The organism is Streptomyces sp. NPDC033165, from assembly GCF_055577965.1.
Genome location: NZ_JBVIPK010000002.1, coordinates 520,514 through 533,900, shown reverse-complemented (window position 1 = coordinate 533,900; position 13,387 = coordinate 520,514). Strand labels below are relative to the sequence as shown.

Here is a 13,387-nt window from a genome sequence, read left to right as displayed (position 1 = left end):
GTGGCGCCCGGAGTATCCCGGGTATCCGCACCCCCCGGCACGCCCCGCCCCCGGACTCCACGGGCAGCCCCGCATCCCCAAGGGCACGGGCGACATGCGGCGCTATCTCGCGGTCGGGCTCGACTGCTACCTGTGCCTGCTGGCCGTCGGGCTGCTGGTGCGGTCCTGTCTGGACTCCGGCGGGACGGGGCGGGCGATCGCCCTGCTGGTCGCCCAGCTGATCGTGCTGTCGTTCGCCAACCAGGTGCTGCTGACCATGGTCGTCCGGGCGAGTGCCGGAAAGCTGATCATGGGAGTCCGGGTGATCCGGCTGCCCGACGCGGGCCGCCCGGGCTTCCGCCGCCTGGTGCTGCGCTGGCTGTACGGGCTCCTCTGGCTGCCGCTCCAGCCCTGGCACCGGCTCCGGCGTCCCGCGCCGGCGGCCCGCACACCGGAGCGGCCCCCGGGCTGCCACGCCGAACCGCACGAGGACCTGGCGGGGGTGCGCCAGGTCCGCCGCAGCGATCTGCGGCTCTACCGGGCAGCGGTGTCGGACCGGACCGACTGAGGCCCCCCTTCGGTAGGTTGACGGCCATGACTGCCCTCGGCCCCGTCGCCTGGCCGCCCGCCCCGATACCGACCGGACGCCTCGTGCTCCGCACCGCCGAGCCCCGGGACCGTATGGCGTTCGTCGAGCTGTTCTCGTCGCCGGAGGTGTACACCTACCTCGGCGGCGCCCGCCCCCGCGCCGAGCTCGACCGCGTGATGCCCGAGGTGCCCGGACAGCGCCCCGGGCTCTTCGTGATCGATCTCGACGGGGCGATGATCGGCACGGTCACCCTCGACCGGCGCGACGCGAACCGCCCGGGCCGGCTGCGCCCCGACGGCGAAGAGGCCGAGATCGGCTACCTGCTCCTGCCTCGCGCCTGGGGCCACGGGTACGCCGCCGAGGCGTGCGCGGCGGCGCTCGGCTGGTTCGCCGACGCACTGCCCGGCGAACCGGTGGTGCTCTGCACCCAGACCGCCAACGCCCGCTCGATACGCCTCGCGGAGAAGCTGGGCTTCACCGAGGTGGAGCGGTTCGAGGAGTTCGGCGCCGAGCAGTGGTTCGGTGCGTGGTCCCCCGGTCACACCGTCGGACGCAGGGGCTGAGAAGTCCCGTCGAGGGGTGCAGAAGCCCCGTGGAGGGGCCGAGAACGCCGGTGCGCCGAAGGTGGCGGCAGGGTCTACCAGGTGCGCCAACACCGGGAAACAGGCCAGACGTTGGCTTGTTTGATCATTACGCTCACCACCCGTCGAGCGTTCGATTGCCCCCGTAATGCACCCGGGCCACATGGGCCACACGGGTCACACAGGTACCGAACAGCACCAGACGGGGCGAACGTGAAATCACTCATGCGCCGGCTCCGCATGCCCATAACTCTGGGCATTGCCGCCGCACTCTCCCTTACCGCCTGCGGAACGGGAACACAGAACGTAGGGGCCGTACAGATCTCGGACTCGTCCCCGGCATCACGAAAGACGGATGCAGCGGGGAAGACCGGCAGGGACGAACCGGACGCGATCTCCTTCAAGCCTGACGGGCCGGTCGCCCTCACGGGCCGGGTCATCGGTGAGGAGACGCTCAAGGACGCCGAGTTCCAGCTCTCCGCCGACCCCGACCCCGAAACAGTCGGGGAACTCAAGCCGGGAGACACGGTAAGCCAGCTGCCCTTCCCCGATGCCGAGTTCGAAACCCGAAAGAACGAGTTCGCGGTAAAACTCGACATCGACGACATAACCGACCCGGACTACATCAATGACAGAAATATCGTGACACTGTCATTGACCATCAGGATACCGGGAAAGAACGGTGCCGATAAATTCGCCTACACCGGGGCATCCGTGGAGTACACGGGCTCCAATCCCGGCGTGATCCCGTGGTCGGATACACGGACGACGCCAGGGCATGGCGGAGAAAAAGTACGACCAGGCGACGAGGTTCGCCCCGAGTTCATCGAGGTCACCCTACAGGCGCCCTCACCAAAGAACCTGATACCCCGTACGTCATCGCCCAGAGTTGCGAGTGCCGCTGCCGAGACTCCTCCGCACTGCTCGACGAAGACCTTCATAAGGAGCGCCGATGTGTGGTCGAACATCGGTGAAACCTACCCGGTGGGTGACGGCAAGGGCGGCATGACGTTCACCTCGGAGGCAAGCGCCAAGTACGAGGGTGCGGTCAGCTTCGGAGGCTGGTCGGCGTCCAAGGCGGTTGAGATCAAGAGCGGTATCGAAGGGGTATGGGAACCCGTCGGCTGGCCACGGAAGTACCTGGTGGAGATCCGGTACAAGAAGTACCAGTGCGTGTACCAGAGCAAGGACCAGGCCGCCGTCTGGACGGTATGGGAACCCAGCGGGCATACCGGCGGCTCCGACCACGTAGGTGGCGACGAGTACGACGACTACAAGGACCGGGTGCAGCGGCCGGACTGGGTAGGAATGAATGAGGAAGACCACTGCACGAAGTCGACCGTCGATGCGTGGAACCGGGACAACTCGGCCGGTGGCTCCGAAAGCCTCGGCTGGGAAGGCAAGCTCACCGCTGGTGCGAAGAATCAGCTGGAGATCGGCATAGAACTCGGCGTGTCACGGGAATGGTCCACCTCGTCCAAGATCACCTACAACATGACCAAAGACGTCGACAGGCTCTGCGGCATCGACGAGAAGCCGGGATTCGCCAGCAAGATCGCGCAGTACGCCAAGGTCGCCCCCTCCGGAACGTGCCTCAACGTGGAGATACCGGAGGCCAAGCAGGTCGAGCCGAAGGCCCCACCGGAGCAGCAGCTCAACGAATACGCGAAGAAGACCCCGGACGGGTGGACCGGTGGCGACTCCACCTACTCGGTACGCCTTCCGGACGGGCGTCTGCTGTACATATTCTCCGACACGTTCCTGGGGCCGCTCAACAAGGACGGCACCAGACCGGTGAGCGCCCAGTTCGTGAACAACTCCTTTGTCATTCAGGACGGAAACGACCTGAAGACCGTCACCGGCGGGACAAAGGAGAATCCGCGTGCCCTCATGACGGACCTGGACGACGATCCCACCAGGTGGTACTGGCTCGGTGACGGGATGATCTCGGATGTACAGCTTGAGGGGGAGCTGCGCCCGACGAAGCGCCTGCAGATCATCTTCCACCAGTGGCACCGGTATGACCCTGACGACCTCTGGGGGTTCAGGCTGGAGAAGACGATCGTAGCCACCTTCGATCTCAACGACCTCACCAGGCCGGCCCACGTGAAGGACATCCCGTCCTCCCCTGTCGTACCGAAACTGAGCCCCACGCAGTGGGGGTCGGCCATTGTTCCCGCAAGTGAGAGCGGAGACGGGTACACCTACGTCTACGGGATCGAGGACGCCCCGATCAACAAGCGTATGAGGGTGGCGCGCATCAAGGGGACCGACCTCAACAAGGATTACAAGTGGGAGTTCCTGAACGACGGCAGGAAGGCGTGGCTGGGCAAGGAATCGCTGGGCACAACCAACCTGACGGGTGTGGCCAATGAGTTCAGTGTCACCAAGTGGGGGAACTCCTTCGTGCTCGTCAGCCAGGACAGCACGGAGGCCTTCAGCCAGAGAGTTCGCCTGTGGGCATCCTGCAATCCCTATACCGGGTTCAGGAACAACCCCGGCCGGGACGTCGTCTACATGATGCCCGAGGTCGGTTTGTGGGGAAGCTATGGCGACGGGAACATATTCGCCTACAACGCCCATGTGCACAGAGACCTGTCATCCGGTGGCCGGTGGACCCTCTCCTACAACGTCAACAGCTTTGATGCCACCGTGGGGGAGGACGGGGCCCACTACAGGGACCCCAGTATCTACAAGCCCCGGTTCGTGTCGTTCGCCCTCGTACCCTCGACACAGGGCGTGAGCGCCGAGGCAGAGGGGCTGAGACCCAAGGACTCGTCACTCGGCGTCAACAGCCCCTGCACGACCGCATGCACGGGCGTGCCGCAGCTCAGCGGGCGGTAGCCAGGCGGTAGCGGGCGGGTCCGGCCGGCAGAGCCGGGCCCGCCCTTGCCGTGCATGTGGCCTCCCGGTCGCGCCGGCGGCCGGGTCGGCAGACCACGGGCATCCTGAACCAGGCGTATCGCACCTCACCCGTCAGAGGTGAAGTGGCTGATCTCCAAGGGTGAGTTGAGGACCCCGGTACCGTGATCCCTCATGACCACCAAGCCAGAACACGAGAAGACCAACGAGGAGTTCATCTCCCCTCGTCGCAGTGAACAGTCCGGCCCCGTGGCCTACACCCGCTACCGGTGCACGTGGACCCGGGCCCGTGACGAGGTCATGGGCCAACTGTGGCTCGGACTCGCCACGTTCACCGGCTCGATCATCGCGCTGATCGTCGCGGCGAACAGCGAACCGGGCCCGGACAACGAGACCGCGACCGCCCTTGTCTGGGCCTGGGCACTGGGAATGGCCGCGGTCATATCGTTTGTACTGACTCTCTGGCGCTGGCCTGTCGAGTACCGCGCCCACCCGCCTGCCCCGGATGACCAGACCCCCTAGCCGGCGGGCGAGTGCCGGAGAGGCGCCGGACACGCCGAAGGCGGCGGCCCCGGAGCCTTCCGGGGCCGCCGCCTTCGGGCGGGGACGGGGGTGAAGCAGAAGCGTTCGGACCGGTGGATCAGACCTGGGAGCCGGCCTTCCACTGGGCCCAGTCCATGTTCCAGCCGTTGAGGCCGTTGTCCGGCTTGATGGTCTTGTCCGGGGAGTTCTTGACGATGACCACGTCACCGACGAGCGAGTTGTCGTAGAACCAGGCACCGGGCGCGTTGGGGTCGTTCGCGCCCTTCACGTCAGCGAGGCCCACGCAGCCGTGGCTGGTGTTGGCGGAGCCGAAGATGCCCTTGCCCCAGTAGTTGCCGTGGATGAAGGTGCCCGAGGTGGACAGACGCATCGCGTGCGGCACGTCCTTGATGTCGTACTCGCCCTTGCCGTCGTCATCGGTGAAGCCGACGGTGGCACCGTTCATCCGGGTCTCCTTGTACTTCTCGGAGATCACCATCTGTCCGTTGTACGTGGGGGTCTCGGGCGAGCCGGCGGAGATCGGGATGGTCTTGATGGTCTTGCCGTCGCGCGTGACCGTCATCATCTTGGTCTTCGCGTCGACGGTGGACACCTGGTTGCGGCCGACCTTGAACGTCACGGTCTTCTGCTGCACGCCGTACACGCCGTCGGCGCCCTCGACTCCGTCGAGCTCCAGCTTCAGCGTGACGGTCGAACCGCCCTGCCAGTAGTCCTCCGGGCGCAGATCCAGGCGCTGGGAGTTGAACCAGTGGCCGACGACCTCCTGGCCACTGCTGGAGGTCACGGTGATACCGCTCTGGACGGCCTTCTTGTCCGTGATCGGCTTGTTGAAGTTGATCGAGACGGGCATCCCGACGCCGACCGTGGAGCCGTCCTCGGGGGTGAAGTTCCCGATGAAGCTGTTGTCGGGCGAGACGGTGGTGAAGGAGCTGTTCTCGTGGGCCTCGCGGCCCTTCGAGTCGGCCGCCGTGGCGGAGATCTTGTACGTGGTGGACCGCGCCAGCTGGCCCGAGGGCTTCCAGCTGGACCCGTCGGCCGCCAGGGTGCCCTCGACCGGGGTGCCGTCCGCCGTGGTCATGACGACCTTGGTCAGCTTGCCCTTCTTGACGGAGACCTGCGCGGCGTTGTTGATGCTGGCGTTGGTCGCGCCGTTCTCCGGCGCGATCGCTATCTGCGCTTCGGAGGCCTTCTCGGCCGCCGCCTTGTCGACTTCCTGCGCCTGCGAGGACTCCGAACTCCCGGCGCCCGTCTTTCCGCCCTTGTCGCCGTCGTCGGTACAGGCCGAAAGCACCAGCACGCCGCCGAGCAGTGCGGACATGGCCACGAGACCCCTGCGCCGCTTGCTGTCCGTCATCACACGCTTCTCCATCGTTGCCGATTCCCCAAAAATCCCCGGACGGGACCGCCAGGCCACTTTCCCCGTCAATGTTCCAAGAACACCCGGAACGGGTGCTCCGTTCCGCATCCACGGAAGATGTGGGGAACACCACTCATCGACGCACTCCCGGCAGCGGTGGTTCCCGTGGCCGGGACCCGGTTCCGCGCCGCCGCACAGTGCGGCCCCGGTCCGCGGTCGAGCGGGTCCGGGGCCGGTGTTCTCACACGTCAGACCCGTTGTGCGGGGTCACCGTCCTCGCGGTCGTTCTTCCCATTGTGCGTGACCGTGGAGCCGGGCCCCTCCTCGTCGCCCTCGTCCAGCGGCAGGAACAGGGCGTCCTCCTCGTCGTCCGCGTCATCGTCCCAGCCCTCCGCATCGGGGTCGAAGTCGATGCTCTCGCTGCTCCAGGAGGCCTGGGCCAGCTCGACCCCGGGCACCTCGCCGACCAGGTCGAAGGGGTCGACCAGCGAGGCGAGGGCCTCAGCACCGTCTGCCCGGACAGCGGCCTCGGCGTGCATGCGCTCCTCCTCGCCCCTCTCCTCGGCATCGCTCACGGCGACCTCCGTGAGCGGCTCCCCGTACTCGGCGGCGATGGATTCGAGAGCGGTGCCGGTCAGGGCGTCGAGGTCGGTGACCTCCAGCACCATCTCCACGCGAAGTCGAACAAACCTGGATGTCTCTTCAGTGGTCATAGGCCGGAGCGTAAGGCTCGTGGAGGCCACGACTTTCCTCCGACCCGCTGCTTTGCTTAGCATCGACCCACGGGGCTAACTCACGGTTGTCGCAAGGGGATCGAATCTGTGACCGTCGCTCGTCGAACACTGCTGACCGCCACCGCCGCGGGCACACTGCTGGCCGCCCTCTGGTTCGTCCCGTCGGCCAACGCGACCGTCGAGAACCCCCCGAGCGGCGCTTCGCCCGCCACGCCGGGCCGGGCCGCCGAGCAGCCCGCCGGTGACCCCGGCGACGCCTCCGGGGCGCGCCTCGCCGACACCGGTCCGGGCCTGGACACCACCCCGTATCTCATCGGCGGCACCGCCCTGTTGGGCATCGGCGCGGGCTTCGTGACCTACTCCGTACGCCGTTCCGGGACGCGCCCGGCGCTCTGATCCGTACGTACGAGAAGGGCTGCCGCTCCCCCCGGTGCGGCAGCCCTTCCGCGTGAGCCCCCTCAGGGCTTCTTACCGGGCGCGGCTCAGGCCAGCGTCCCGGTGACCGGCTCCACGGCCGCGACCAGGCGTCCTTCCCGTACGAACGCGTCGGCGGCGGCCAGGTCCGGGGCGAGGTAGCGGTCCGGGCCCGGCCCCTGCGCCCCGGCGGCCCGCAGCGCGGCCACGGCGGCCTGCGAGGCGGGTGCGGGGGTGAGGCCCCCGGTGGCGCGCAGCTCGACCGCGCGGGTCGCGGCGTACAGCTCGACGGCGACGATCCTGGTCAGGTTGTCCACGGCCGTACGCAGCTTGCGCGCGGCCGACCAGCCCATGGAGACGTGGTCCTCCTGCATGGCGGAGGACGGGATGGAGTCGGCGGAGGCGGGGACGGCGAGCCGCTTCATCTCGCTGACCAGGGCGGCCTGGGTGTACTGGGCGATCATCAGCCCCGAGTCGACCCCGGCGTCGTCCGCGAGGAACGGCGGCAGGCCGTGCGAGCGGTTCTTGTCGAGCAGCCGGTCGGTGCGGCGCTCGCAGATCGAGCCGAGGTCGGCGGCGACGATCGCGAGGAAGTCCAGGACGTACGCGACGGGCGCCCCGTGGAAGTTGCCGTTGGACTCGACCCGCCCGTCGGGGAGGACCACCGGGTTGTCGACGGAGGAGGCCAGTTCGCGGCCCGCGACGACCGCCGCGTAGTCCAGGGTGTCGCGGCCGGCGCCGTTGACCTGGGGGGCGCAGCGCACCGAGTAGGCGTCCTGGACCCGGGGCGCGTCGTCCTGGTGATGGCCCGTCAGGCCCGATCCCGCCAGCACCCGCAGCATGTTGTCCGCGCTGACCCCCTGGCCGGGGTGCGGGCGGATGGCGTGCAGCTCGGGGGCGAGGACCTTGTCCGTGCCGAGCAGCGCCTCCAGGGAGAGGGCGGCGGTGATGTCGGCCGAGGTGTAGAGGTTCTTGAGGTCGGCGAGGGCCATGACCAGCATGCCGAGCATGCCGTCGGTGCCGTTGAGGAGGGCCAGGCCCTCCTTCTCGCGGAGTTCGACGGGGGCGATGCCGTGCGCGGCGAGCAGCTCGCCCGCCGGCCGGACCGTGCCGTCGGGGCCTTCCGCGTCGCCCTCGCCCATCAGGGTGAGCGCGCAGTGCGAGAGGGGTGCGAGGTCGCCGGAGCAGCCGAGCGAGCCGTACTCGTGGACGACGGGCGTGATGCCCGCGTTGAGCAGGTCGGCCATGGTCTGCGCGACCTCGGGGCGTACACCGGTGTGCCCGGAGGCGACCGTCTTCAACCGGAGGAACATCAGCGCGCGGACGACCTCGCGCTCGACGCGGGGGCCCATACCCGCCGCGTGCGAGCGAACGATGTTGCGCTGGAGCTGGGCGCGCAGCTCGTGGCTGATGTGGCGGCTGGCGAGCGCACCGAAGCCGGTGGAGACGCCGTAGACCGGCTCGGGCTTGGCGGCGAGCGCGTCCACGATGAGGCGGGCGGCGGCCAGGGCTTCCACGGCGGCGGCGGAGAGCTCGACCCGGGCGCCGTGGCGGGCCACGGCGACAACGTCATCGGCGGTGGTTCCGGACGTCCCCACCACAACAGTGTGCATATCCATATTCAGCAGCGTACGGACTGAACACCGCTATGTCACTAGTGGTTCGGCACTGGGCTCCTTACCGCCGGGCGACCGCTCACGGCCGGTTGCCGCGCAGCCTGCGGCGGTCGTGCGCGGACTTGGGCGGGGAGTCCGCGAGCCGGATGACCTCGCCGTCCCGCCCGGCCACCACCGGTTTGAGCGAGCGCGCGGCCTTGGCCCGGTACTGGGCCGCGTCCGCGAGCCGGAAGAGCCGACGGGCCGAGCGCACCGGGCCGATCGGGTCGCCCGTCGACGCGACCCCGCAGGCCACCCCGTCGCCCAGCTCGATCACCGCCGACCGGTCGCACAGCTCGGTGGCCACCTCCACCACGTCCTCGGCCGGGGGACCCGCCGCGAGCAGGCAGAACTCATCGCCGCCGAGCCGGGCCGCCAGCGCCTCGGGCAGCATCGCCCCGCACAGCGACAGCACCGAGCCGAAACGTTCCAGCAGGCGATCGCCGACGGCGTGGCCGTGGGTGTCGTTCACCGCTTTGAGGCCGTTCAGATCGCAGACGACCAGGCTGACCACCGTGTCGTCGGCGCGATGCCGCTCGATGGCCTCGTCGAGCCGGATGTCGACCGCCCGGCGGTTGGCGAGACCCGTCAGCGGGTCGGTGAAGGCCAGCTTGCGGACCTCCTCAAGCCGCTCGGTCTGGGCGATCCCGGAGGCCACGACGGCGGCGAGGACGGTCGCGAAGTCCGCGTCGGCCCGGCCGAAGACGGACTGCCCGGCGGGCCGCGCCACGTACAGCTCGCCCCAGGCCCGGCCGTGCAGCACGATCGGCGCGACCACACAGCAGCCCCGGCCGCGCCGCCGGAGCGCCGCGACCCGCTGGTGGCAGTACGGGCGGGCGCCGCGCGCCGGGCCGCCCGCGCCGGGCCCGCCGTCGGCGGTCTCCACCCAGGCGTCGGGCTCGCCGCCGCCGGCCCAGCGCTCGTGCAGGAACTCGGTGATCTCCGGGAACTCGTGGACCGGGTAGGCCTCCTCCTCGGGGAACTCCTCCTCCCCCTCGGCCCGCAGCCCCGCGTTGACCAGTACGCGCAGCCTGCCCCGGTCGCGCTCCCACACGGAGAGCGCGGCGAAACTGCCGTTCAGCGCCTCGCAGGCACCCAGCGCCGCCGCCCGCCACGAGTCGCGCGGCGTGTACGCCGCGGCCATGGTCTGCGCCAGCGAAACCACGGCCCGCAGCCGCGCATCGTCACCACCCATTCGTACAGCTTATGTAGATTTGTTCACTTTTGATCAGTTTGATGCCTAACTAATTTCGCCCTTTTCTCAACAGATCACTCGCTCTCCGCAACACGTCACCCGCTCATTCCCCGGGCCAGTCGGGGCGACGCTTCTCGTTGAACGCGGCCACCCCCTCCGCCCGGTCCCCGGAGAAGGCCACCGACCGCCAGGCCGCGTCCTCGACCTCCAGGCCCGCCCGCAGATCGAGCCCGTGCCCCAGCCGCAGCGCCTTCTTGGCCGCGCACAGCCCGACGGGGGAGTTGGCGGCGATCCGGCCGCCCAGCGCGAGGGCCTCCTCGCGGTCCCGGCCCGCCTCGACCAGCTCGTCGACGAGCCCCAGCTCGCGGGCTTCGACGGCTTCGACCCGGCGGGCGCTGAAGACCAGCTCGGCGGCGCGCGCCGCCCCGACCCGGCGCGGCAGCAGCTGCGTACCGCCGCCGCCCGGGATGACGCCCACCGACACCTCGGGCAGCCCGACCACGGCGGTGGTGTCGGCGACGATCACATCGCAGGCGAGGGCGAGTTCGAAGCCGCCGCCGAGAGCGAAGCCGTGCACGGCGGCGATCACCGGCATCGGCAGCTCCAGGACGCCGGTGTAGGCGGCGCGGGCGGTCGGCCGCTGGCGTACGAGGTCGGCGTCGGTGAAGGAGTTGCGCTCCTTGAGGTCCGCGCCGACGCAGAAGGCCCGCTCATGGCTGGAGGTGAGGACGGTGGCGCGGACGTCCCGGTCGGCGCCGAGCGCCTCGCAGGCGGCGGCGATGGAGCGGGCCATGTCGGTGGAGACGGCGTTCATGGCCTTCGGCCGGTCGAGGACCAGCTCGGCGACATGCTGCTGCCCCTCGTGCCGCCGTACGACGACGAACTCCCCGAACCGCTGCTCGGACGTGACGGTCATGGCTGCACCCCTGTCGGTTGACGACTGCCGGTTGATGACTGCCGTTTGAAGACTGCCGGTTGACGACGTCCGCTCGACGACGCCCGCTCGACGACGCCTGTTAACGAGCGTTATCGACAGGGATCCTAGACAGGGCGGCGGTCCCACCGACAGAGCGGGCCGGGGTGGAGGTGCGAGGGCTCAGGAGCCGCTCTTCCCGCGCCGGGCCAGCAGCCACGGCTCCACCACGCCGAGCCCGCGCACCGGCCGCTGCCACATCGGCTGGAGCCCGAAGCGGTACGTGGGCAGCGGCGGCTCGTCGTCCGGCTCGCGGCCCTCCTTCTCGGCGAGCCGGGCCCGCTCGGCGGCGGCCGCGGCATCCTCGGCGGCCTGCGCCTCGGACTCCGGGGCCTGACCGTGGCGGATCAGCTCCTTGGCGAACGCCCCGTCGACCAGGACGGCGTCCTTCGGGGCTATCGAGGTGAGCCGGCTGGCGAGGTTCACCGTGGTGCCGAAGACATCGCCCATCCGGGTGGTGACCGTGCCGAAGGCGATGCCCACACGCAGCGCGGGCATCGTCTCGTCCTGGGACATCGCCTCGATCAGCCGGAGCGCTATCTCGGCGGCGGTGCCGGAGTCGTCGGCGGCGAAGAGCACCTCGTCGCCGAGGGTCTTGATGAGCCGCCCGCCGTGCGCGGCGACCAGGTCGGCGGCGGTCGTCTCGAAGGACTCGACCAGCTCGCCGAGCTCCTCCTCCTCAAGACGCCGGGTCAGCCGGGTGAAGCCGACCAGGTCCGCGAAGCCGACGGCGAGCCGCCGGTCGACCATCTCCTCGTCGTCCGCGGCCTGCACGACCCGCCCGGTGGCGGCGGCCAGCTGGCGCCGCCACACATAGACGAGGAACTCCTGAAGCTCCGGCAGCAACAGCTCGACCAGCGGATACGTGACCTCGGTACGGGTCATGCCGGGCTCGGGCGGCTCGGTCAGGCCCTCCAGGAACGAGTCGATCTGCCACTCGGCGAGCCGGGCGGTGGTCTGCCCGGTGGAGCGGGCCACCTGGATCGCCATCGGCTCGCTGAGCAGCCCCGCCTCGACGAGACCGGCGAGCCGGCGCAGGGCGAGGACGTCGGCCTCGGTGAGCGCCCGGGCCTGGCCGATGTCCGCGAAGCCCATGGCCCGCCAGAACCGGGAGGCCAGATCCATGGAGACCCCGGCGGTACGGGCCGCCTGGAAGGGCGTGTAGCGGCGGTCTGCCCCGAGGATCAGCTGTTCGAGCCGGATCGCGAGGGGGTCGTCGGTCGGTTCGGCCGTGTGGTCGACCTCGTGGTGGGGTGTGGCGTGGACCGAGGAGTCCGGTCCGGGCTCCTCACCCGCACCGGACGTCGTGTCGCCGACGGTCACCAGCCGCCTCCTGCCCGTTCCCTGCGCACTGCTCTGCCGATCTGTCGCTCGATCGCCTCAACGATACGGCAGGTGTGCCCTAGCTCACGTCCTTGGTTGACCGATACGGGTGCGTCGCGCGTGACATCGGCCGCGCGGGCGCACTCCGTCCCCGCTTCCGTACGCCTCCTCAGGTCAGCCCGCCGGCCGCCCCGCGCAGATGCACGATGTCGCCCGCCGAAACCGGCTGCCGGAGCCCGTCCTCGGTGGAGAGCACCAGCCGCCCGTCCCCGTCGATGGCGACGGCCTCGCCGACCAGGGACGTCCCGCCCGGCAGCTCGGCCCGTACGGTCCGGTCGAGGGTCGCGCAGCCCGCGGCGTACGCGGCCTGGAGCCCGCACGCGGCCGCGTCCCCGCCGGCCGCCTTCCACTCCCCGTACCAGTGCTCCAGCGAGCGCAGGACGGCCCGCAGCAGAGTCTCCCGGTCGGTGGAGACCGCTCCGGCGAGCACCAGCGACCCGGCGGTGGGGGCGGGCAGCTCGTCGGCGCGCAGCGAGACGTTGATGCCCAGGCCGACGACGATGCCGTCCCCGGCGAACTCCCCGAGAATGCCCCCGGCCTTGCGCTCCTCCCCCGGGGAGGCCTCCCCCGGACGGCGCCCGCCGGAGCCCTCGGGGACCGTGACCAGCAGGTCGTTGGGCCACTTCAGCGCCATGTCGACGCCCGCCGACTTCGCGAGCCCGGTCGCGGCGGCGACCCCGGCCAGCAGCGGCACCCACCCCCACCGCTCCACCGGGATGTCGCCCGGCTCCAGGTACACGGAGAAGAACAGCCCGGAGCGGGGCGGGGCGGTCCAGGTCCGCTCAAGGCGCCCGCGCCCGGCCGTCTGCTCCTCGGCGACCAGCACCGTGCCCTCGTCCGCCTCCCCCGCGCGGGCCCGCCCGGCGAGGTCGGTGTTGGTGGACCCGGTGGACTCCACGACCTCCAGCGAGCGCCACAGCGCGTCCGGTCGCAGCAGTCCGCGGCGCAGCGCGGTCGCGTTCAGGGGCGGCCGGTCGAGGTCCGACCAGCGGTTGTGTGGCGCATCCGGTGGTGTCATGCAAGCCACCCTAGGTGTGGGAAAGGACGCACTGCCGAACCGTAGGCGCGCCGATACGCTACGAGTCAGTAGCCAGAGCCGAACGGACGACCGGCCCGTCCCCC

At 70.0% G+C, this 13,387-nt stretch carries 12 protein-coding genes; 5 read left to right on the top strand and 7 right to left on the bottom strand.

What is annotated here, in order from left to right; translation table 11 throughout:
• The first annotated feature begins 94 nt into the window (after positions 1 to 94).
• The 4 genes from ACZ5WC_RS06825 to ACZ5WC_RS06810 all read left to right on the top strand — a co-directional run bounded on the left by ACZ5WC_RS06825 (position 95) and on the right by ACZ5WC_RS06810 (position 4,533).
• On the top strand, positions 95 to 547 hold the full coding sequence (locus tag ACZ5WC_RS06825) for an RDD family protein (RefSeq protein ID WP_468539971.1): 453 nt from the start codon (positions 95 to 97) through the stop codon (positions 545 to 547).
• 26 nt (positions 548 to 573) lie between these two features.
• Entirely contained in the window at positions 574 to 1,131 is a 558-nt protein-coding gene (locus tag ACZ5WC_RS06820) for a GNAT family N-acetyltransferase (RefSeq protein WP_468539781.1), read from the top strand.
• Positions 1,132 to 1,362: 231 nt separating this feature from the next.
• Entirely contained in the window at positions 1,363 to 3,993 is a 2,631-nt protein-coding gene (locus tag ACZ5WC_RS06815) for a hypothetical protein (RefSeq protein WP_468539780.1), read from the top strand.
• A 192-nt stretch (positions 3,994 to 4,185) separates the two neighbouring features.
• Positions 4,186 to 4,533, top strand: a complete 348-nt coding sequence (locus ACZ5WC_RS06810) for a hypothetical protein (protein ID WP_468539779.1) — start codon at positions 4,186 to 4,188, stop codon at positions 4,531 to 4,533.
• A gap of 118 nt (positions 4,534 to 4,651) precedes the next feature.
• On the opposite strand, the gene ACZ5WC_RS06805 is transcribed toward ACZ5WC_RS06810, so the two are convergent.
• Complete coding sequence (locus tag ACZ5WC_RS06805; protein WP_468539778.1) at positions 4,652 to 5,923, bottom strand: L,D-transpeptidase; 1,272 nt, start codon at positions 5,921 to 5,923, stop codon at positions 4,652 to 4,654.
• Positions 5,924 to 6,159: 236 nt separating this feature from the next.
• On the bottom strand, positions 6,160 to 6,624 hold the full coding sequence (locus ACZ5WC_RS06800; protein ID WP_468539777.1) for a hypothetical protein: 465 nt from the start codon (positions 6,622 to 6,624) through the stop codon (positions 6,160 to 6,162).
• 108 nt (positions 6,625 to 6,732) lie between these two features.
• Here ACZ5WC_RS06800 and ACZ5WC_RS06795 point away from each other — a divergent pair, with 108 nt between their 5' ends.
• Positions 6,733 to 7,041 (top strand): hypothetical protein, encoded by a 309-nt coding sequence (locus tag ACZ5WC_RS06795; protein ID WP_468539776.1) that lies wholly within the window; start codon positions 6,733 to 6,735, stop codon positions 7,039 to 7,041.
• An 86-nt stretch (positions 7,042 to 7,127) separates the two neighbouring features.
• Here the strand turns inward: ACZ5WC_RS06795 and hutH are convergent, their stop codons facing one another.
• The 5 genes from hutH to ACZ5WC_RS06770 form a co-directional block, all read right to left on the bottom strand.
• Positions 7,128 to 8,678, bottom strand: coding sequence for a histidine ammonia-lyase (gene hutH, locus ACZ5WC_RS06790; RefSeq protein ID WP_468539775.1), 1,551 nt, complete (start codon positions 8,676 to 8,678; stop codon positions 7,128 to 7,130).
• A 76-nt stretch (positions 8,679 to 8,754) separates the two neighbouring features.
• Positions 8,755 to 9,909, bottom strand: coding sequence for a GGDEF domain-containing protein (locus tag ACZ5WC_RS06785; RefSeq protein WP_468539774.1), 1,155 nt, complete (start codon positions 9,907 to 9,909; stop codon positions 8,755 to 8,757).
• Positions 9,910 to 10,012: 103 nt separating this feature from the next.
• Positions 10,013 to 10,825, bottom strand: a complete 813-nt coding sequence (locus ACZ5WC_RS06780; protein WP_468539773.1) for an enoyl-CoA hydratase/isomerase family protein — start codon at positions 10,823 to 10,825, stop codon at positions 10,013 to 10,015.
• A 180-nt stretch (positions 10,826 to 11,005) separates the two neighbouring features.
• Entirely contained in the window at positions 11,006 to 12,205 is a 1,200-nt protein-coding gene (locus ACZ5WC_RS06775) for an adenylate/guanylate cyclase domain-containing protein (RefSeq protein ID WP_096623598.1), read from the bottom strand.
• 169 nt (positions 12,206 to 12,374) lie between these two features.
• A complete protein-coding gene (locus ACZ5WC_RS06770; RefSeq protein WP_468539772.1) occupies positions 12,375 to 13,283 on the bottom strand; it encodes a biotin--[acetyl-CoA-carboxylase] ligase in 909 nt (302 codons plus the stop codon).
• Positions 13,284 to 13,387: the final 104 nt, after the last annotated feature.